This is a genomic window from Candidatus Nanosyncoccus nanoralicus (assembly GCF_004138405.1).
In the GTDB taxonomy this organism is placed as follows: domain Bacteria; phylum Patescibacteriota; class Saccharimonadia; order Saccharimonadales; family Saccharimonadaceae; genus Nanosyncoccus; species Nanosyncoccus nanoralicus.
In genome coordinates this window covers 1-21,714 of sequence record NZ_PRLL01000001.1, presented here as the reverse complement: position 1 = coordinate 21,714, position 21,714 = coordinate 1, and the positions used below count along the sequence as shown (strand labels likewise).

At 37.3% G+C, this 21,714-nt stretch carries 15 protein-coding genes and 1 pseudogene; 5 read left to right on the top strand and 11 right to left on the bottom strand.

The window, feature by feature from the left end:
* Nucleotides 1–136 precede the first annotated feature (136 nt).
* The 4 genes and pseudogenes from glmS to G3KMM_RS00065 form a co-directional block, all read right to left on the bottom strand.
* Nucleotides 137–1,960 carry a glutamine--fructose-6-phosphate transaminase (isomerizing) gene (gene glmS / locus G3KMM_RS00080; protein WP_129603770.1) on the bottom strand — a complete coding sequence of 608 codons (1,824 nt, stop codon included), beginning with the start codon at nucleotides 1,958–1,960 and terminating at the stop codon, nucleotides 137–139.
* 46 nt (nucleotides 1,961–2,006) lie between these two features.
* Complete coding sequence (gene glf / locus G3KMM_RS00075; protein WP_241569010.1) at nucleotides 2,007–3,140, bottom strand: UDP-galactopyranose mutase; 1,134 nt, start codon at nucleotides 3,138–3,140, stop codon at nucleotides 2,007–2,009.
* Between the two features lie 47 nt (nucleotides 3,141–3,187).
* A pseudogene (locus G3KMM_RS00070) lies at nucleotides 3,188–3,988 on the bottom strand (ABC transporter ATP-binding protein); the annotation flags it as partial.
* Nucleotides 3,988–4,800: an ABC transporter permease gene (locus G3KMM_RS00065; protein WP_129603754.1), complete on the bottom strand. Its 813-nt coding sequence runs from the start codon at nucleotides 4,798–4,800 to the stop codon at nucleotides 3,988–3,990. The pseudogene G3KMM_RS00070 and the gene G3KMM_RS00065, both read right to left, overlap by 1 nt.
* 62 nt (nucleotides 4,801–4,862) lie before the next feature.
* Between G3KMM_RS00065 and G3KMM_RS00060 the strand changes: the two genes are divergently transcribed.
* Nucleotides 4,863–5,801: a glycosyltransferase family 2 protein gene (locus G3KMM_RS00060; protein WP_129603749.1), complete on the top strand. Its 939-nt coding sequence runs from the start codon at nucleotides 4,863–4,865 to the stop codon at nucleotides 5,799–5,801.
* A gap of 45 nt (nucleotides 5,802–5,846) precedes the next feature.
* Here G3KMM_RS00060 and galE read toward each other — a convergent pair whose 3' ends face one another.
* The 3 genes from galE to G3KMM_RS00045 are packed head-to-tail and all read right to left on the bottom strand — an operon-like array spanning nucleotide 5,847 to nucleotide 9,035.
* Nucleotides 5,847–6,848, bottom strand: a complete 1,002-nt coding sequence (gene galE, locus G3KMM_RS00055) for a UDP-glucose 4-epimerase GalE (RefSeq protein ID WP_129603746.1) — start codon at nucleotides 6,846–6,848, stop codon at nucleotides 5,847–5,849.
* A gap of 32 nt (nucleotides 6,849–6,880) precedes the next feature.
* Nucleotides 6,881–7,864 carry a glycosyltransferase family 2 protein gene (locus G3KMM_RS00050; protein ID WP_129603743.1) on the bottom strand — a complete coding sequence of 328 codons (984 nt, stop codon included), beginning with the start codon at nucleotides 7,862–7,864 and terminating at the stop codon, nucleotides 6,881–6,883.
* Nucleotides 7,857–9,035, bottom strand: coding sequence for a glycosyltransferase family 4 protein (locus tag G3KMM_RS00045; RefSeq protein ID WP_129603740.1), 1,179 nt, complete (start codon nucleotides 9,033–9,035; stop codon nucleotides 7,857–7,859). The genes G3KMM_RS00050 and G3KMM_RS00045 overlap by 8 nt, the downstream gene beginning before the upstream one ends.
* Nucleotides 9,036–9,081: 46 nt before the next feature.
* On the opposite strand from G3KMM_RS00045, the gene G3KMM_RS00040 reads away from it, so the two are divergent.
* The 4 genes from G3KMM_RS00040 to G3KMM_RS00025 are packed head-to-tail and all read left to right on the top strand — an operon-like array spanning nucleotide 9,082 to nucleotide 17,338.
* Nucleotides 9,082–11,229: a glycosyltransferase gene (locus tag G3KMM_RS00040; RefSeq protein WP_129603737.1), complete on the top strand. Its 2,148-nt coding sequence runs from the start codon at nucleotides 9,082–9,084 to the stop codon at nucleotides 11,227–11,229.
* A 46-nt stretch (nucleotides 11,230–11,275) separates the two neighbouring features.
* The gene (locus G3KMM_RS00035) at nucleotides 11,276–14,017 is read left to right on the top strand and encodes a hypothetical protein (RefSeq protein WP_129603734.1); all 2,742 of its coding nucleotides are present in this window, start codon (nucleotides 11,276–11,278) and stop codon (nucleotides 14,015–14,017) included.
* Nucleotides 14,018–14,019: 2 nt separating this feature from the next.
* A complete protein-coding gene (locus tag G3KMM_RS00030) occupies nucleotides 14,020–15,543 on the top strand; it encodes a hypothetical protein (protein ID WP_129603729.1) in 1,524 nt (507 codons plus the stop codon).
* A gap of 13 nt (nucleotides 15,544–15,556) precedes the next feature.
* Entirely contained in the window at nucleotides 15,557–17,338 is a 1,782-nt protein-coding gene (locus G3KMM_RS00025) for a hypothetical protein (RefSeq protein WP_129603723.1), read from the top strand.
* Nucleotides 17,339–17,393: 55 nt separating this feature from the next.
* Here the strand turns inward: G3KMM_RS00025 and G3KMM_RS00020 are convergent, their stop codons facing one another.
* The 4 genes from G3KMM_RS00020 to G3KMM_RS00005 are packed head-to-tail and all read right to left on the bottom strand — an operon-like array spanning nucleotide 17,394 to nucleotide 21,664.
* Nucleotides 17,394–17,942 carry a haloacid dehalogenase-like hydrolase gene (locus G3KMM_RS00020; protein WP_129603718.1) on the bottom strand — a complete coding sequence of 183 codons (549 nt, stop codon included), beginning with the start codon at nucleotides 17,940–17,942 and terminating at the stop codon, nucleotides 17,394–17,396.
* 1 nt (nucleotide 17,943) lies between these two features.
* Nucleotides 17,944–18,804, bottom strand: coding sequence for a UbiA prenyltransferase family protein (locus tag G3KMM_RS00015; RefSeq protein WP_129603711.1), 861 nt, complete (start codon nucleotides 18,802–18,804; stop codon nucleotides 17,944–17,946).
* 8 nt (nucleotides 18,805–18,812) lie between these two features.
* Nucleotides 18,813–19,748, bottom strand: a complete 936-nt coding sequence (locus G3KMM_RS00010; RefSeq protein WP_129603706.1) for a ribose-phosphate diphosphokinase — start codon at nucleotides 19,746–19,748, stop codon at nucleotides 18,813–18,815.
* Nucleotides 19,749–19,786: 38 nt separating this feature from the next.
* Entirely contained in the window at nucleotides 19,787–21,664 is a 1,878-nt protein-coding gene (locus G3KMM_RS00005) for an RICIN domain-containing protein (RefSeq protein WP_129603702.1), read from the bottom strand.
* Between the last annotated feature and the right edge of the window lie 50 nt (nucleotides 21,665–21,714).

Below are 21,714 nucleotides of genomic sequence, written 5' to 3'. Positions count from 1 at the left end.
CAATGATGGCTAAAGAATCACCAAGCATCAGACAGAAACGGAAAAATACAACACTAGAATCTTTTTTCATTTACAGTTATTTTACTCTAGAAAGAACAAAAGGTACAGAGTTTAAGACATAAGAAGAATATAAAAATTATTCGACAGTAACTGATTTAGCAAGATTGCGAGGCTGATCAACATTATTACCCTTCGCAACAGCCATATGATAGGCAAAAAGTTGGTTTAAGAGATTAAAGAGAATAGGGGTGAGAATGGTGAAGTTTGTATCAATTTTAATTACCGACTCCACAGGTAGATCAAAATCGGTGTCCGTGAAGACGACAACATGGCCGCCGCGAGCTAAAACTTCTTGAATGCCGGAGAGAGACTTTTGAAAGAGGAAGCCGGATTGCAAAATAACAACCTCAAAGAAGCGGTCGTCGATGAGAGCGATGGGGCCGTGCTTGAGTTCACCAGTAGGATAAGCATTTGCATCGATATACGAAATTTCTTTTAGTTTTAAAGCCCCTTCGAGAGCGATGGGATAATTGACGTCACGACCAAGATAAATGGCATGTTGATAGTCTTTATATTGATGTGCGAGATTAGACATTAAAGGATTGACTGACTGCAGTATTCTAGCAATTTCATCAGGGAGTTGGGCAATTTCTTCAATAATAGGCGCAAGGAGACGTGAATTTACACCTTTTACTTCAGCAATGGTTAGGCCAAACATCAAAAGAGCGGTAACCTGCGAAGTGAAGGCCTTGGTGCTGGCGACAGAAATTTCAGGACCAGCATGAACATAAGTACCACCATCAACTTCACGAGCAATCGTGGAACCAATAGCATTAACAATACCAATAGTTTTAATTCCCTGCCCCTTGATTTCACGAAGACAGGCTAAGGTATCTGCAGTCTCACCAGACTGAGAAATGATCAGCGCAACCGAATGGTCTGGTATATAAGCCTGACGATAACGATATTCCGAGGCAATGACTGGCTCGATTGTGACATCTGGTAAAAACTGCTCGAGGAGATATGCGGCAGTTTGAGCGGCATAATAGGCAGTACCACAACCGACCATGATTAAATGATGAATGGATTTGAGTTCTTTAGGCGTAAGGCCGGGGCCACCAAGATGAACGAAGTGCTCTGACTGATTAATACGACCTCTTAAAGTTTCTTTGAGACTGGTTGGCTGCTCCATAATTTCCTTGAGGAGGAAATGATCATAACCACCTTTTTGAATAGCGGAAAGATCGGTGAGAATTTCTTCGACCTGAGCGGAAACAGGCTGCAGATCAAGTGTCTTAACCTCAATATGGTCTTTTGAAACAAGAGCAATTTCGCCATCATTGAGGTAGATAGCTTTTTTGGTGTGACCAACAAGGGCGGAAGCGTCAGAAGCGATAAGGGTTTCCTGATCGCCAACACCAATAACAAGAGGAGAACCGGAACGAGCGACCACAAGATGTTTAGGATCAAGTACACTTAAGACTGCAATACCGAAAGTACCTTTAACAAGTTTGAGAGCCTGAGTGACGGCATCCTCGAGACTAATACTACCTGCTTGATAAAAACTATCAATAAGAGCGGCTAGGACCTCTGTGTCAGTATCTGACTGAAATTTATGAGAGGTAAGCTGCTTTTTAAGATCTTGGTAATTCTCAATAATACCGTTATGGACAAGAAAAATTGAACCGGCTTGATGAGGATGGGCGTTATTTTCAGTAGGATTACCATGCGTAGCCCAACGAGTATGACCAATGCCGAGATGATCGGAAGTACGATGGTTTTTAATTTTTTCCTCAAGATTTTTGATTTTACCAACAGCACGAAGCAAGGTGGGCTGTTTCTCTTGATTTAAGGTAGCAATACCAGCCGAGTCGTAGCCGCGATATTCAAGTCGTTTTAAGCCTTGAAGTAAAAACTCCTGTGCATCTTTTTCTCCGACATAACCAACAATTCCACACATAAGTGAACCTCCTTAATGAGGGTATTATAGCACTACGTTTAAAATTCTAGGAAATGTTTTTATTTTTTAAGATGAGAGCGGCGAGATCAAGAGCATTTTTAATTGCTATATCCATATCCCAGTATCGATAAGCACCTAAGCGGCCACCAAGAATAATGTTTGGATAGCGCTCTTTTAGAAGTTCTAGATATTTTTGATAGAGTACCTCGGATTCGGTATTATTGACTGGATAGTAGGCCTCTTTGCCAACCTCATAATCAGCCGGATACTCCTTACAGAGATAGGATTTTTTGGAAGCTAGAACTTCGGGTTGATGAATTTGATAATATTTATAATCGTGTGTCCTAGTGTATGGAATATTTTTATCTGCTTCATTAATAACGGCGCAACCAAGAGATTCTTTAGTCCATTCTGTCTCAAAGTGAAGACTACGATATGGTAAAATGCCAAGCTCATAATTTAGAAGTTCATCGACTGGTCCGGTATAGATGGTTGTGAGCATCTTAAGATCTGCTGGGAGATCTTTAAAGCTCGTGTTTAGGCGAACCTCGATATTTTCTGATTGGAACATATTTTCAACGATCTTAGTGTAGCCAGCTTTTGGAATGCCTTGATATTTAGCAGAAGTAAAATATCGATTATCATGGTCAAAGTGGACTGGGATGCGCTTCAGAATTTCAGCACTAAGGTTTTTGGCATCGGTTCCCCACTGTTTTTCAGTATAATTCTTGATGAAGGCTTGATAAAGTGGTTCACCAATTAAAGTGATTCCCTTTTCTTCAAGGTTCTGAGGCTCGTTGATTTGATATTTTTTAATATCTTTTTTGATTTCTTCAGTAATAAAAGCCTTTGCCTCCTCGACAGTAAAATTTTTGCCGTATAAGAGATTGATCGTATCAAGGTTGATTGGTATTGGGTAAAGATTGCCATTATGGCGAGTTAAAACAGTATGGATATAGTTGTTAAATTCGGCAAATTTAGTAATATAGCCCCAGACTTCGTCACTTTCGGTATGAAAAATATGCGAACCATACTGATGAATTTCAATACCAGTTGCTTGATCCTTGTAAGAATAGGCGTTGCCAGCAAGATGAGGACGACGATCAATAACTAGAACTTTCTTCCCGGCAGCAGCGAGCCGCTCAGCAACAGTGGCGCCAAAGAAGCCCGCCCCAACGATTAGATAGTCGTAATTAATAAGATTCCTTTCTAGCTAAACAACTTCAGGTAGGCGTCAGCGACAACTTCAGGATCACCTTCTTCAATAATTTTACCTTGATCGATAAGGATGGCACGATCACAAAACTCACGAACATTTTCCATGGAGTGAGTGACAAGAATCACGGTTTGACTTTTATCGAGAGAGGCAAAGTACTGATTGCATTTTTCTTGAAAAGCGGCGTCACCGACAGCCAGAATTTCATCGAGAATGAGAATATCACCACGGGCACGAATAGCAATGGAAAAGGCGAGACGAACCTGCATACCGGAAGAATAGTTTTTGAGTTTTTGATCCATGAAGGGGGCGAGCTCTGCAAACTCTACAATATCATCAAACATTTGGTCCATTTCTTCATTGGAAAAACCAAGCATGGCACCATTCATATAGACATTTTCGCGACCAGTAAGTTCGGGATTAAAGCCAACACCAAGTTCAATGAATGGAACAAGAGAACCATGAACGGTAATAGAACCAGAATCAGGGGTATAGATTTGCGCAAGGATCTTTAGGAGAGTAGATTTGCCGGAGCCATTACGACCAACAATGCCAAGAAACTCTCCTTTTTTCACGGTAAAGCTAATATCTTTTAAGACTTCCTGCTTGGTGTAACCTTTAATTCCCTTGAGGCGATTAAAGATGGCTTGCTTTAAACCCCAAGAACGCTCAGTAGGAAGTTTGAAGCTTTTAGAGAGATGATCAACAATGATTATATCCTGAGATCCTTCAACCAGCTTCTCAGACGAGGATTTTTTAGAGGCAGAAGCCTTTTTTGATTTTTTAAGCTCTTTTTGATTCTGTTTAGACATTAGGCCTCCTCCGCAAAATATTTAGATCTCTTTCTAAAATAAATACCACCCAAAATAATAACTAGAGAAACCAGACCAAGCGGAATAAGATAAAGAAGGCGATTTTCGAGATAATTCCAGGTGGTGATAGTTTGATCGGTGATAAGGAAGTAGCGTACATCTTGAATGACTTGAGCAATTGGATTTAAGAGAAAGATTTTAGCGGCAAGCGGACTGGCGCTGGCGACCATGGTGATAGGATAAATGACCGGAACTGCGTAAAAAAGAGCTTGCATAAAAACCTCCCAGATGGAGGAAATGTCACGATATTTAACATTAATGGCGCCAAGGAAGAAAGAAATACCAAGAGAGAGAAGGTAGAGTTCAAGAATAATAAATGGGACTAAGAGCCAACCAAGATTTGGGGTCACACCATTAATGAGGGCAAAAATAATAACGACGCCTAAATTAATTAGGAAGTTGATTAGAGCGGTGACAGTGGCGGAAACGACAATGATCCATTTTGGAAAGCTGATTTTGCGCAAGAGATCACCACGAGCAACGATGGCCTGAATTCCCTGATTCGTACATTCGGAGAAAAAGCTCCAGAGAACGGTGCCGGCTAGGAGGTAGACAGGATAATGAGGAATGTCGCTACCCATTTTAAGGATTTTTGCGAAAACTACATAGAGGATAGCAAAAAGCATCATGGGGCGTAAGACTGCCCAAAGATACCCAAGTAGAGACCCTTGATAGCGCAGTTTAAAATCAGTTTTGACGAGTTCTTTTAAAAGAATGCGGTTTTTTCGACTACCGAGGTTAGGGATTTTCATATCTTAAATTATATCATAGAGAAGTTGGACAAAAAATATTTTCATAATGGTACAATAGGCGTATGAAGACACCTCTCATATCGATTATTATTCCGGTCTACAATACGGGAGACAAGGCAGTAAAGCTACTGGATCGACTAGTAAAGAATCGTTATGAAAATTTGGAGATTATCTGCGTGGATGACGGCTCAAAAGATGATAGCTTTTCCCTATTATCGGAGTTTTGCCGTCAACAAAAATTGACTGGTTCTAAGAAGAAAATTGTACTGATCCAACAAGAAAATGCTGGACCTGCCGCCGCAAGGAATACAGCTTTAAAGAAGATGCACGGTGAGCTGGTAGCATTTATTGATTCTGATGATACGGTATCTAAAAACTATTTAAGCGAAATGAGCAAGCTTTTAACTGATAAGAGTGTGGCGGTAATAACTGCAGGATTTTTATATAAGAGAATTCACCAAAAGACAGAAAAAGAAATGTTTACAAACCAAATAGAAGAACGTAGGGCAGATGAAGATTATAAAACCTATATTTTGAAGAATTTGGCCTCGGACGGAAGGCTATATGCTTCCGTGAACAAAATGTTTCGAGCTGAAATTATTAAAAAATACAACTTAGAATTTCCACTTGGGTGGGACTTCGCGGAAGACACAAATTTTGTTTTACATTATTTGGAATGTGCCAGACTTGAAGGACTGATGGATTTAAAATTTTTAGCAAAACCATACTATATCTATCATTATGGAACCGAGACTAGCACCGTAGCAAGTTCTTCCCTACCTTGGCGGAATTGGCAAAGAAGTTTTAACTATCTGAAAACGTGGGTGGGAGACAATCCAACTAAAGATCAGAAATACTGGCTATTAAGAGTAATGATACGCTGGCGCATTTCACACGCCTTAGCAGTAGCAAGAAGTAATCAGGCGATTGTGAAAAAATGGAAATATCTGAACCCATTGATCCTACCTTTTGCAAGTTTGGCGGCGAAGATTCGAAAATAATCTATAAAAAATACCAGTTTTTAAAACCGGTATTTTTTGGTGTACCTATTTTTGATTATTTAAGAAATTAATAGTATCGCGCATAGCATCGGCCACTGTAAGCTCGGTCTGCCAGTCAAGCTCTCGCTTAGCTTTGCTTGGATCAGCAAAGATTTCGGCAAGATCACCTGGGCGACGATCAGAGATGTGGTGGGGGAGTGGTTTGCCACTAGCATCTTCGAAGGCTTTGATAATCTCAAGGACAGAAGAACCCTTACCAGAGCCTAGATTATAAACTTTGGCACCCGGAGTATCTGTGGCCTTCAAGGCAGCGAGGTGGCCCTTGGCGAGATCTACTACATGGATATAATCACGAATACAGGTACCATCTGGGGTATTATAATCGTCACCATAGATCTGAAGCTCTTTAATTTTACCTTCAGCAACACGCATAACGACTGGCATAAGATTGTTGGGAATGCCGTTTGGATCCTCACCGAGGAGACCAGAGATATGAGCGCCAACTGGGTTAAAATATCTTAAGATCACAACTGAAAGTTCAGGACGGGAAGTAGCCTCGGACTCAAGGATTTTTTCTATGACATGCTTGGTTTCTCCATAAGGATTGGTGATATCAACACCAGTAGTCATTGACTCATCGAGTTTACCAGAGTTAATATTACCATAGACGGTGGCAGAAGAGGAGAAAATAATTCGATTAACCTTAAATTCAGCCATACACTTCAAGAGATTGAGAGTGCCGGTAACATTATTTTCATAGTAGCGAAGAGGCTGCTCGATAGACTCAGCAACGGCTTTTAGGCCAGCAAAGTGAATGACCGCATCAAAATGTGTGGAGGCAAAAAGTTCACGCATTTTTTGATAATCGAGTAGGTCAACTTGATGAAAGACTGGGGTTTGGCCGGTAATTTGATTAATTTTATCAAGAACAGTAATCTTGCTATTAAAAAGGTTGTCGAGGATTTCGACTTGATGCCCTTGATTTTGCAGTTCGACAACAGTGTGGGAGCCGATATAACCGGTACCACCGGTGACGAGAATTTTCATGTTAACTCCTTTTTTGGTGATTTTAAACTATATTATACCTGTTTTAAAGTGATTTTGCGAAATATGCGATAAAGAAAGCCCTTCGGTGTGGAGAGTAAGACTGAATAGAGACGGAGTTTTTGAGTAAGATAGGGGTTTTTTCGATTAATCATTAGAGCACGGAGGGCTTTCTCGCGGTATTCCTGATAGTATTTTTGGTCAATATGACATGTAATTGCATTATCAATGTAGGCAAAATAGGCCAAAATAAGTGAAACATTGCAAATAAGTTTAGATTCAGGAGTTCGGAGATAGGTCTTTGCTTCTTTCGCCATCTGCTCTTTTGACTTAAGACGAGTCAGAGTCTTTTCAGTGGAAGTAAAGTTTTTAGTAATATAAGAATTTCTACGTTGATAAAAATAGAGTTCTTCTGCTAAATATTGAATATTTTTTGCAGCGAAAAATAGCTTATAAGTAGTAAGGTTGTCTTCATGAATTTGCCCAGCAGGATAGAGGATGTGATTATCCGTAAATAAGTTTTTACGATACATTTTATTCCAAATTAGGATATCAAGATCTTGCTGTTTGATAAGAAAATCTTGAGTAGCTTGCATACCGGAAGAGATTTTTGGAGTGGGAATGTGGTGAAAACTATGAGTCTGATAGACTTCTTGATAGCCACAAACAGTGATATCAATTTCGGGATTTTGAAGAAGTGGAGTAATGAGTTTTTCGAGATAATCTTTAGCAATGAGGTCGTCACTATCAATATAGCAAAGATATTGACCGCGAGACATTTTAAGTCCCTGATTACGAGCAACGGAGATACCAGAATTTTGCTGAGTGTGGGATCTAATGCGTGGATCTAAAGAATATTTAGAAATAACTTCTGGAGTGCGGTCAGTAGAGCCATCATCAATAATGACGATTTCAAAATCAGAGAAGGTTTGATTTAAAATGGAATCGAGACAAGGAGCAAGATATTTTTCAACATTGTAAGCTGGGACAATGACAGAGACTGTAGGGTGTTTAGACATGATCTTTCCCTTCTATGATTGGAATTAGTTGCTCTTTAACAGTTTTCGCAAAATCAAATTCATTGAGATATTTTATTCTGGAAGCCTTAGCGAATTCTTGGGTAAGTGCAGGGTTTTGTAAAAGTTTATCAATAGCCTTAGCAAGAGAGTGCTGATCTTTTGCTGGAACAAGAAGTCCATTAAAAGAATCTTGTACAACCTCTGGATTACCATCGATATTGGTTGTGATGATTGCTTTTTGCAACATGGCAGCATCAATGAGAGCGAGACTGAGCCCTTCAATATATGATGGCAAGACAAAAATTTCGGCAGAGGCAACCTTGGCTAGGGGCTGATCGGAGAACCCATGATAAATAATCTGCGAGGTTTGATGCTGTTTACAATAATCAGCAAGAGGACCGGCACCATAAATATGTAAAGTAGCATCTTTATGGTTTGATGAAATTTCCTGAAAGGCAGCAATTAACTCCTTAATTCCCTTGTAATCTTCAAGGCGACCCAGATAAATGAGGGATTTTGGAGTAATCGGAATAGCTTGGTATTCAGAAAAAGTATCGATGGCGCCATTTTTGATAGTGATTAGATTTTGAAAAGGTGGCAGCGATGTTTTTTTAATGAGCTTTTCAAAAAACTGACGTTCATAATCCGAAATGAAGATAATACGATCTACTATTCTTGCGGCTTTTAAAATTTGCTTACCGATAAGATTCTTATACTTCTGTTCAACATTTTGAAGAACCCAACTGCGAAAATCCATGTGATCAATCCAGAGAGTTTGGATGCCTAGTTTTTTGGCTGCGAGCGTGGCAGCGAGAAAATCATCGCGAGACTCAATGATAACAGTTATGGGTTTTAGTTTTTTAAATTGGTGATGATACCAAAAATAAAGATAAAGTTGCCAAAGAAAATAGAATGGAAGTAGAAGATTTTTTAGACCACTCCAGTTCTGGAATTTAAGGAAGGGGGCTCGCTGGCAAGAAATCTTGGATTGCTTGCTACTTTTTAAAAGTTTTTCCGAAGAACTAAAGATAATCGGGTGATAAGAATGGTCTGACAGAAGACTAGAAAGAGTTAGTTGATAGGTTTCTCCGCCTCCGTAAAATTGAGGAAAGGTATTACGGATAATAACAACTTTTGCACTCGAGGATGACTTTTTGGCGTCTTTTCTCATGGCTTAATTATAACATTAGATACACTATGCTATAATACAAGCTAATATGAAGAGGTACGATTTAACGGTGGCAGTCACTGCGCACAACGAAGGGTTGGTGGCGCATAAAACGATGAGAGGTATTCTTGAGGCAACCAAGAGGCTTGAAGAAAAAAAGATTAGTTATGAAATTTTAATTCATATCGATAATGGCGACCAGATCACCAAGGAATATTTTAAGCGATACGCAAAGATGCCAAATGTAGTAATTTATGAAAACAACTTTGGCGATCCTGGACCATCTCGTAATTTCCTAGCACAAAAAGCTAGTGGTGAATATTTGACCTTCCTAGATGGCGACGATCTAATTTCAGATAACTGGCTAGTCGTGGCCTACGGAGCATTAATTGGTGCAACTGAAGAAGTAATCGTACATCCGGAAGGAATTTTAACCTTTGGTACTGAAGTAAACAATGTCCTGACTATTCAAACGGAAACCTTGCCGCGTGAGAAAGATACAATTGTACTGCTAGGAGAAAACCGTTGGTGTGCAATCCTAATGGCAAAGACTTCTACCCTACTAAAGTTCCCTTACCAGCATCTGACTGGAGGCTATTCTCATGAGGATTATGTTTTTAATATCGAAACAACAAATGCCGGAATTAAGCATATAATTGCGAAAGAAACAATTCTATTTTACCGTAGATCAAATAACTCAAGACTTTCTTCCAGTAATAATACGAATCAAATTATTCCGTATATGGAGTTTTTTGATTTTGCAAAAGTACGCGAATTTCGTGCAGATTCACATGCTGACGTACCAGTTGAAGTCTCTTTAAAGAGAAAAGGCTATAAATTATATAAGAAAATTCGAGATAATAATTTCTTAAACTATTTTATTACGCCACCAGCAAAACTAACTCTAAAGGTTTTGAATAAATTTAATCAAAAAAATAAGCTTGGAAAAATTCCGGAATTTGTAGTGAGAGAATGGGCAAAAATCAATCCACTTGAAACTCAACTTTATCCATACCCATTTATTTTGAAACGCACCCAGATTTATGATCCAAGTGACTTGTCAATGATTGGAGAAACTTATTTGAAGATTGCGCAGTCGGTTACACATACGCCTGATTATATTTTCATGGTACCTTGGGTGGTACGAGGGGGTGCTGATAAGGTAATGCTAAACATGATGAAAGCAATAGAGGAGATTCATCCGGGTTCTAAGTTTACAGTGATTACAACTTTGCCGAATAAAAATGTCTGGGCAAAAATGTTACCAAAAAATACTGATTTAATTGAGTTTGGCAAATTGGCGGAGGGGCTCCCCCCTTATGAAAAAGACGAGTTATTATCAAGAGTAATTACGCAACTTAAATGCAAGAGACTACATATTATTAACTCAGAATATGCGTATGCCTGGGCATATAAGCACCAGGAGCTCATCAAAAATCATTATGAATTGACTGTCTCAGTATTTGCCTCTTGTTTTATTCCAGAGAGTAACTTTACTTGCCGCTTCTCTTTTGATGATCCATTCATTTTTGATATCTATCCAGTAGTAAAGAAAATTTTCACAGACAATCAAACTTTTGTTGAAGAATCGGTCGAGAAGAACGCACTGGACGAGAAACTATTCAAAGTCCAATATCAACCAATCATGGATGAAATAAAACCGGTTCATCATGCTGAAGCTAACAAAAAAGTGAAGGTGCTTTGGGCGAGTCGAGTGACAAGAGAAAAGATGCCAGACATGATTAAGTTAATCGCAAATAAGTTGGATCCAAAGGAGTTTCAGATTGACGTATTTGGGGCGTTTTCGGATGATGTAGATAAAAACTTCTTTAATGGAGTCCCGGTAATTAATTATCGAGGGGCATTTGATGGATTTTCAAGCTTGCCAACTGAGAATTATGACATTTTGCTTTACACAAGCGTGGGTGATGGCGTACCAAATATTCTACTTGAGGCAACTGCGGCAGGGTTGCCAATTCTGGCCAGTAACGACGGTGGCGTACATGAATTTATTCAAGATGGAAAGACTGGTTCCCTAGTCAAAGAAATTAGAGATGTTGATGGCTACGTAAGGAAGCTGAAAGATTTTAGAAAGAACCCAAGAAAATACGAAGAGTATGTGGAGGAGGCGCAGAAATTACTTGAGGAGAGGCATAGCTGGAAGGCGTTTATTAAGAAGATGAAGGAAGACTTCTAAAAAATAACGAGGTGGAGTAAGGAAAAATAAGATGAAAGAGTTAAAGATGAAGATAAAAGATTTTCTAACAAGCCACGGTGATAAAATTAAAGAGTTTTTAAAAATATTTACAGTAGTCTTTGCTCTAAATCTCTTCTTACTGTCTTTTGTAAACCTAATTACTAACGGCACAGAAACCGATGTGTTTTACGGAGGTGACACACCACGAGTATTACAAGATATGACCATGCAGGAGGGGCTACATTATCGAACTTCAGTGCATCCTTTATTTGTGATTTTAACACAGCCATTCGTAAGAATACTCGGACGTGTTACTGGAGTAATTGTGGCAGCAGTCATTTTCGAAGCCGCAGTTGGAGCGTTAAGTGCAACTTTATTTTATCGATTAATACAAAAACTTGGGGCTAGTAAAAAAACAGGTTTACTAGCAACCGTAATCTTAGTACTGTCATTTACACAAGTGTCATTCAATTCAATCTTTGAAACCTATGTATTTTCACAGTTTGGATTAATGGTAATGTGGGTCATTGCGGCTGGTCTAATCGATAAGAAATTAGAATTAAAGGATTATGCGCTGCTAGTTATCGCAGGAATTTTTAGTTTAGCTTTTACTCTCACTAATATTGTACAGTTCTTAATTTTACTTAGTATAATTATCTTCTTAAACAAGAACGTAAAGTGTAAATTTATTAAGTTTAGCTCGATCCTCCTAGTGGTACTTTCAATCACAGTGATGTTGGCTGATGTACAGAAAGCTTTTTGGCCATCTGCGAATAATTTCTTTACCTCGAGTATTAATGGCTTTGTACTGGATAAAAATTCTGAAGAATTTACATATATTGAAAGAACCTGGAGCGCTAAACGTGTAATCTTCCAGATGAATACTTCATTTGTATATCAATTTGGTTTACTAGGAGGTCTAATTCTAGAGAAAAGTAATTTGATAAACATGCTAGGATTAGTATGTTTTGGATTATTTAGTTTAATTAATCTTTACTACTTCTTTACTAAACGAAAAATCTTCAAAGAGAAAATCTATTTTGCCCTACTTTCTGCCTATGGTTTTAACTTTGTATTACATATTTTTTATAATCCATATGAAAGTTTTCTATATGTTCTACATTATAACTTTCTAATTATTGCAATCCTATTTTATATCTTCACGCATTTGGATGAAAAAACAAAATTTTTAAATTACGTGCGCGACTTCTTTGTAAAATACAAAATACAGACGATGACTACCTATATATTCCTACAGGTGATTGGTATTATAAAATATCTTCAAGAAGTTCACGCTAAATTTGGCTTCAAAGCAACAATGCCAAAATACATCCTAATATTAATCGTATTAAGCTTAGTAATTTTTGCGGCAGTAGTAATTAGGAAGGTAAAGTTAAAAGTAGTGGCTGGGGTGGTAATAGTTATAGTGAGCCTAGTTGGATGGGTTTCATTCTCTGGATACCTGAACAATCGTGAGATAAAAAATGTTGAAGCACTAGACAGAGCGGGGGTTGATTATAAGCCATTTTTGAGAAATGATTTTACAAAACAAATGACGAATGAGTTAGCTGAGTATCTATATGAACTTGATGTACCGCTAAGAGCTCAGACATATTTTATTCAAAAATATGAAATCAGCCACAAAAAGAATTCGGATTTCTTTAGTTTTGGCATGGGCGATCGCAAGAAGCTGATCTATAAAAAAGGTAAATTAATTGACTTACAGACTAAGCAAACAGTTCGAAGTTTTGACTTTACCCACGAGATGATTATCCCAAACATGTACACCGTGTTATTACTTGACCAGGCTGGTAAAATTACAAGAATTTATGAAGATGAAACCGGCGTACATATTGAAAAAGGACGCATGGCGAGAATTTGGGAGGACTGGAATAATTACAACCAATGGGAAGATGATAGACTTAATAATCGCGAAACGAAACTTGTTGAAAATATTACAACTGAAACTATTTCTACCAGCAAAAATAAGATTAATCTACCTAACTTTGAAGAATCTAAAGTAGGTCGAATCCTAAAAGTTCTACATCAAGAAATTTTGGTGAATATTAACCAAGGAAAACCAAGAACAACATTAATGGCAAAAACAAATGAATCTGGATTGTACCGGGAGGGTATGATGGCAGCTATGGTACTTGAAGAAACTAAGAATACTTGGCTGTTTGAAAATTGGATGAAACAGATTGGTTCTATTTACGATTGTCGCAATAAACTAGAAAAAAATGAACCGAAATGCGTAGAGTCTGCAGATAATCCTGGCCAGTTACTTTATCTACTTGGCGCGATTACTAATAATCGACAAGATTTGATAAATAAAATTCGTACTGAAGTAAAACAAAAAGCCATTGATGGAGAATTTACTGGTAAGGTTGATGAGGAAGAAATGGGTTACTATCCGACTGCCCTATTAATCAACGGGGGGAGAAAAAACAGGATTGAACTTGGATATGACTTTAATTTGGGAAAGCCTGATAAATACCTGGGATTAACTTGGTGGTTAAATGATTATAAAGAAGCCAAACATGGCAATATTGTAGATCCAATGCATCCGGCAAAAGAATGGGCGAGCGTACATCAAGAACCTGGTCATTATGGTTTGACGACAATTTTGGATGAAGCATACCCATTAACTTTTGATGGTGAATTAACCGAAGCTGAGGCGGAAGAACAAAAACTGATCAATGAACACTATAGTCATGAGAAGGGGCCAAGACTATCTAGCATTTGGCATGCCTCTGAGATGTTTCTAATGTTAAATAATAGGGAGTAACAATGAAAACTGAGAATAACTGGCTGAACTTCTACAAGAAGGTTGATAAAACAATTTTATTACTCATTTATATCTTCTTAATGATACCAATTTTGATATGGCTATGGTTCTGGTTTAAAGTATATGTAGCAATTCCCTGTATGTTGGCTGCTATCTATGGACTAGTGATATTTTATAAAAGTATTCAGACTAGAACTTTAGAGGAATATAAAAAAATCTTTAATATTAAAGTAATTACTTTAAGTTTAGTGATGATTCTGGGATTAAATATTATTTCAGGAGCAGGTGGTTTAATGTTTCAGAACTGGGATTATAATAGTCGAAATGCTTTGCTTCATGATATGGTCAATCATAAGTGGCCGGTGAAGTATGATTTTGAAACTGGCTCCAAGGAAGCGGATTTTATTGGTTCAGAACGAGGATTATTATCTTATTATTTGGCCTGGTTCTTGCCGGCGGCAGCAGTGGGAAAAATCAGCAAGAGCTATACAGCAGCCTCACTGTTTTTATTCTTTTATTTATATTTTGGAGTAACAGCGATTTGCTATCTGATTTTTCGATTTTTTAAGAAAGCAAGTTTAAAAATTTTGTTAATCTTGATTGCGATAACAGGAGTTGATTTTCTAGCCTATTTCTTTGACCGATTATTAATTCGTGGAAGCTTTGAATTTCCTAACATGATCAATTACATTGACACACCATTACAGATGTTCTCCTTTCATGGTTTTTTCACGTATTGGTTTTGGGTTTTTCATCAAGCGATTCCAATTTGGATTGTCACTATGCTACTAATGAATAATAAAAATATAAAACTTTTTGGATTATATTTATCACTTGCAGTAGCTTTTGCACCGCTACCCACGGTAGGTCTTTTATTAATAATGATACGTGAGCTAATAATTGATGTAAGAAAAGAGGGTTTTTCGGCGACTTTTAAGAAAGCTTGTTGTTTTGAGAATATTATTCCGGCACTAAGTGTTATACCAATTTTATTCCTATATAAACAAAACTCGAGTCCTGTGGGATTAATGTTTTCTAGGACATATATTGTTCCTCTCAGAGAATATCTACTGTCTTATGTAGTTTATTTAGTGTTTGAAGTTTCGATCTTCTTGGCAATTTTAACAAAGAAGAACAGAAGCACGGTGCTGTTTGCAATTATTTTATTAACGATTCTACCGCTCTTTTATCTTGGTGGAGGAGCAGATTTCGGCAATCGATCGACAATACCAATTATGATTCTATTATTTATTGAGACCGTAAATTTCTATCTAGACAAGACGGTAAAGAAATATCGATTATGGATTGTTAACTTAATACTCCTATTGTCTCTCCCGACAAATCTGACAGAAATTAATCGTTCACTAGTATATACTTACAAACAAGCCTCGGTGTACCGTTTTGAGAGTGATGATTATGGTTCTCTGGCAAACTTCGAGCATAATGAATCAAAGGTTTTCATCAAGAATTTTATTACAAAATATGAAATGGGACAGAATTTCTTTACAAGATTTATACTAAAATAAGAAGGGAGAGATTATGAAGAAATTTGAGAGACTATTAAAAATAATATACGGTACAGGATTGTTACTAATTGGCTTTATTGTAGTTGATGTACTGGTTTCAGTGATTCTCTTCTGCTTTAGGCTAAATATCTCGGTTATTAATTTTTGGTCCTCATTAATTATTACTTTAATTACCTTTACCTTGATCGGAGCAAAGAATAATAAGTCACAGATAAATAAACTACTAAGTATTGGTTTATTCATAGTAATGTTGTTTGGAGCGATTTTTGTGGCTAGCAAGATTTATGACTCCTCCTATGATGGAAATAGCTATCATAAGGGAGCGATTGGAATGATGGCACATGGATGGAATCCAGTTTATCAGACAGCGGAAGATTATAGTGATAATATTTTCCATATTCGAGGAGCTAAGATTTTTACCTGGATAGACCACTATCAAAATCTAAGTTGGATTTTTGGAGCTACAGTCTACCGTGTATTTGGGAATATTGAGACGGCAAAGTCACTGAATTTCCTATTGATTGGCGGAGCATTATTTATACTGATAAATTATTTTAAACGATTTAAATTTAAGAATTTACAAAGCATAGTCTTAGCTTGTGTAACAGTCTTTTCCCCAGTAGTGATTTCACAATTTTTCAGTTTCTACATCGACGGAAATCTAGCCATTGCCTTCTATATCTATATTGCAACGATTAGCTTGATCACTTTTGAGCTAATAAAAAATAGACGAATTACGGTTGACCTATTATTCATCTTCTTCTTTAGCATTTGTATTTTAGCTAATCTAAAACTAACTGGTATTCTATTGATCGCAGCTGGTATTCTACCACTGGCCATCTATTTGACTATCCTTATGGTACAGAAAAAAATTAAGGCTGCCGACTATTATAAGTTGTTTGGAATGACAGTATTTTCGATACTTTTCTCAATCTTAGTGATTGGAAGTACTAGCTATGTAAAAAATACGCTTACGATGAAGAACCCCTTCTATCCACTACTTGGCGATAATCGCTCAGATATTATCACAACAATGCAACCTGCGGAATTAATGAATAAAAATCAGATTGAAAAACTATTGATTTCTGTGTTTTCAAGAAGTGATAATGTGCAGCTCTATTCTTGGAAGGCACTTGAATATAAAATTCCACTAACTTGGAATAATGAAGAGATTAATAGTCTCAATATTACGGATACACGAATTGGCGGTTTTGGTATTTTCTATAGCTTTATCTTCATCTTAAGTATTGCAATAATTCTTGGTTACTTGATTACTGTTTTAAAAAATAAGAAGAAGACTGGGAGTGACGAGGCTATATATAAAATTATAATTAGTTGCGTCTTAATAAGTATTTTGCTTTATTTGGTATTACCTACGGAAAACTGGTGGGCTCGATACGCACCAAATATTTATCTACTAACCCCAATAGCCTTAGCGATCATATTAGGGCGAATGAACCAGAAGCCGGAAGATCATCTTGCGAAGATATTATCAGTAATGCTTGTGGTAACTATTATCTTAAACCAATTACCATTTCTATATTTCAGAGCGATTACGCCAGGGAGTAACCGCATAGTTAAGACAGAGTTAATGGAAGCGAGAGCTTATGTTGAAAAGAATCCACAAAGTAAAGTAGTAATTAATAATCATTACATGGGTGTATTCTATAATCTTTTGGATCATAAAATCGTGAAGGCAGACGGAAGTAATTTTGAGTTTCTAAAACGAGAAATCGACGACGAAGCAAAAGAAAAACATCCACATGTTTTCTTCTGGGGGAGAGCTTTATATTAAAATAAAAGCCCATGTGGGCTTTTATTTTTTAGAAGAGATAAATTTGGATATTAGTTTAAGACCAAGGACTAAGTTGATCCTTCTTAACAAGAAATGATTCTTTTGCTAAAAGCTTCAATGGAGTGTCACTTTGATTATCTGAGTAGAATTGATTGATGGAGGCGTCTTGGTACTGCTTTTTAAAGCGAAGAACTTTTTCTTCACCACGACAGTTTTCACCTGTAATCTTCCCTGTTTTAGGATTCATTTTAGTACCAATTAGAGAAATCTGAAGGCGATCTGTCATTTCTTTGAGAATGAACTCTGGTGATGCTGAAATAATAAGATCGTCTGGCTGTTTCTGCTTTAGGTACCATGGTTTAATTTTGGATTGATGTTGATCCCAAAAATTACTCAGGTCTAAATTATGGATGGATCTTAGAAAGATAAAGAAACGCTGCTTAAATTCTTTACGACTAATAATTTTAGCCTTAAAAAGGAAAGCTGAAAAGACTTGGTATGGGAGATAACCTAATAGGAGCGGCTCCTTTCGGACTTTATATCTCCAAAAATCTAAGGAAGCATCACCGTCATAGATGGTTTTATCAAAATCATAAACATTCATATTAGAGCCTAATAATGACCATTAAATAACCGACAAAGATAAGTCCCATGAGAGCAAGGTGTTTATTCTTCATGATAACATCAGCTGGATCACCATATTTATCCTTTTCGGCAGTGTAGATGTAAGAAATCATGAGAATAATGAGAAGAGGGACACTAATAAGATAGAGGTCACGATGAGAATTATTAGCATTGATGCACCATTCAGTATAAAAAACGATGATTAACATCAAGAACATATTCATGATAGATTTGAGATAATCAGCATTATATTTTTTGAGGACAGCTCTAGTTTGGCTACCGGTCTTGGTGATTTCATTATAGCGTTTTGAAATACCTAGATAAAAGGCGCCGGACATAACAACTAGGTAGAGTAGGGCGGAGATAGCAATATTAGTGAGACTACTACCAAGGAAGAGACGAATAAGGAAACCTGAGGCGAGAATAGAAACATCGATGATTGGAATGTTCTTAAGACCAAGAGAGTAAAATAAATTAAGGAAGAAATAAGCTACAATGAGCGCAATAGAGACCCAAGAGAAATGAAAAATTAATGAAATAACAGTGGCTAAGATCAGGAGGACAGCTAAGGTAATCCAGGCCTCTTTTTTAGTGACGGCACCGCTGGCCAGCGGGCGATTTTTCTTAACTGGATGTAAACGATCTTTTTCAATATCTTTATAGTCATTAATAATATAAATTGAAGAGGCAACCAAACAAAAGACAAAGAAGCCGGCAATACAACTACGAAAATCTTGAAAGGTGAGGTTGCGAAGTCCAAAAATTAATGGAAGGAAGATTAGAAGATTTTTGATTGAATGTTTTGGACGAAGAAGTTTGATGATGTTCTTAATTTTTTGCATATAATTCCCTATTTATGGCTAAAAATTTGATAAATATTTTCGGCAAGAATTTCTGAAATATCAATAAAGTCAACTTTAGTGAGCTCGGGTTTGACGGTGAGGGTATTGGTAACAATAATTTTATCGATATCCTCTTTACTGAGGTTTTCATAGGCATTACCACTAAAAACTGGGTGAGTGGCCATGACACTAACATGATTTGCACCTTTTTCTTTGAGAGCGGCGGCAGCATGACAAATGGTACCTGCGGTATCGATCATATCATCGATAATGATAATATTTTTATCTTTGGGGTCACCAATAATATTCATAACCTTGCTCTTATTTTTAACGTAACGGTTTTTATCAATAATGATAACATCATTACAGTGAACTAGGTCGGCGATCTTGCGAGCACGCTTAACACCGCCAGCATCCGGTGAAGCAATAGCAAAAGAATCTTTTTTATAATGTTTTTCAATATAGGCGGCAAATTGCTTTTCAAGAGTAATATTCTCTATAGTCATATCAAAGAAACCCTGAGTTTGGGCGGAGTGCAGATCAATGGTAATAACGTGATTAACGGCAACAGAATGTAATATATCAGCGATAACTTTTGAGCTGATTGGAGTATTAGGTTCGGCCATACGATCTTGACGGGCATAGCCAAAATAAGGGATGACTAGATTAATGCTCTTGGCAAAACCACGTCTTGCGGCATCTGCTAAAAGTAAAACTGGAAAAAGATGCTGATCGATGGGAGGGTTGGTAGACTGAATAATGAAGACATCTTTACCTCGAATATCGTCGAGAATCTGAACGTGAACTTCTCCGTCACTAAAAGTATCCGAAGTACGGTTTACTAATTTAAGACCAAGGTTGTCGGCAATTTTTTGCGAAAGAATCTGGTCGGTTCCGGATATTAAAATACAGTTTTTTAAGCAAGATTTATCTACCTTCATCATGTTTTAATTATAGCACGATAGAGAAAGAAGAGTGGGTACTAAAGAAATGTTTTCTCTAAACTCCAGATCTGAGCTTTATTGGTGTTGGACCATTTATCCCAGATCTGAATCTGTGTACCATAATAAGCAAGAGCACCATTAACATCTAATGCTTTTTTCTCATCACAAGTAGTATGGAAGAAGAAGCCACCATCTACTTGTTCAGCTTGCCAAATTTGTGAACAGTTATTATTTCTTTCTGACAGGAGGAAGACTGGCTCATTATTTGAAACATTGTTGAGATTGAAACTGAGGAGCTTACCGGAAAGACTGCTTTTAATCTGATATTTATTGTTACCTAGATGTTTGATATTCCAGATCTGAGCTTTATTCTCTTTGGACCATTGAGAATAGAGTTGGACTTTGGCAAAATCTGCTGGGCTGGAGAAAGCAACATCAAGATAGAAGTTTGGATTGAGGGAGGTTTTAATATAATAGTTGCCATCTTCGATGAGAGGTTTGATAGGAGCGGGAGTGGAGGCAGGCGTGAGTTGCCAGTGTTCAGATTGCGTGGTTGGATTACTAGATAGATTGACTTCTACTGGGGTAGCGTAAGTAACAGATTGACCACGTACGGCTAGACTTCTAGCTTCATCGCAGGAAGAATAAAAAGTATACTGATTCTGAGTTTTAACTGCTTTCCAGCGGTTAGAACAGTCATCGAGATTTTCAGTGGTGAGCTTTAGTTGTGGTTTGTTTAGAATATCATCGAAGCTGTATGAAAGATTTTTATTAGAGAGGACGCTTTTGATAGTGTAAATATTATTACCAAGATGAGTAAACTGCCACTGCTGAGCCTGATTTTCTTTAGACCATTGAGAATACATCTGAATAAGCGCATGCTCATTTTTGCTGGCATACTGAACATCAAGATAGAAGTTTGGATCTAAACCAGTGGAGAGGAAGTACTTGCCATCTTGAATAATCCCCTGTTGATTAGCTGTGGCATCTGGTCTTGCAATGGCTTTAAATTTAATAACTTGTTTTGAAACAGTAGGATCTCCAAACCAACGAGAAAAGAGCATATAGAAGTTGCGATTACCATAAGCGCCACAATATGAAGTGCCTGGATAATTTTTAAGAGCCTCAGCATTTGGTTGATATGGGGTATAGCGATATAAGGCAGAAGTGGCAAGGTTCTCAACATAGACCTTAGAGCCGCCACAAGAGAAATTTGGATTGTAATAAATAAAGTTTTCACCGACTGGGTAATTAGTATAACCACCATCTAGGACATCCCTAAAGAGTTTGGCGGCATTTCTGACTTGATTGCGGAAACCATAATATTTTGCATCACAGGCAGCAGTGTCGGGACAGCCGAAACCAGTGGCGCTACGGTATTGAATGTGATTTGGCCAGGTATCAGTAACTAGGCTTTGCTCTTTTTCAATCAGGGTAATGAGGACCTGTGGATTGATTTGAAAATCACGACTAGCTTGATAAATAACTCTGGCGGCAGTTTGTTTTTCACCATTATATTCAAAAGTTTCTTCGGAAAGACAGACAAATTTTCCATTTTCAATGTGATACTGGTAGCCTGGGAAGTTGGTGGCCCGCTGAATATTACGATCACTACAAGCATTCTTGGAGGTTAAAAACTCCTGAATTTGCTGCTCATTCATTGTTTCAGTATTTGACATGGTATAGTCGGATATAATATTACCTGCACTGAATTTTGAAACATCATAGGCTTGTAACTCTTTAAGATTTTTAGCAAGTAGAAAACTGAGAGCAGAAATCATAAAGAAAACAAAAATAAGTACTAATATATTTCTTGATGTTTTTGAGAAAGAAAAATTAGCAGACACATCGCGATGATAAGCTACTGATCTTCTATCCATGTTCTCCGGAATAATACGTACAAGATTTTTCTTCATTAGTTAGTAATTCTTCCTTCAATTAAACCTGTTTTTTGATTTGCGTTAAC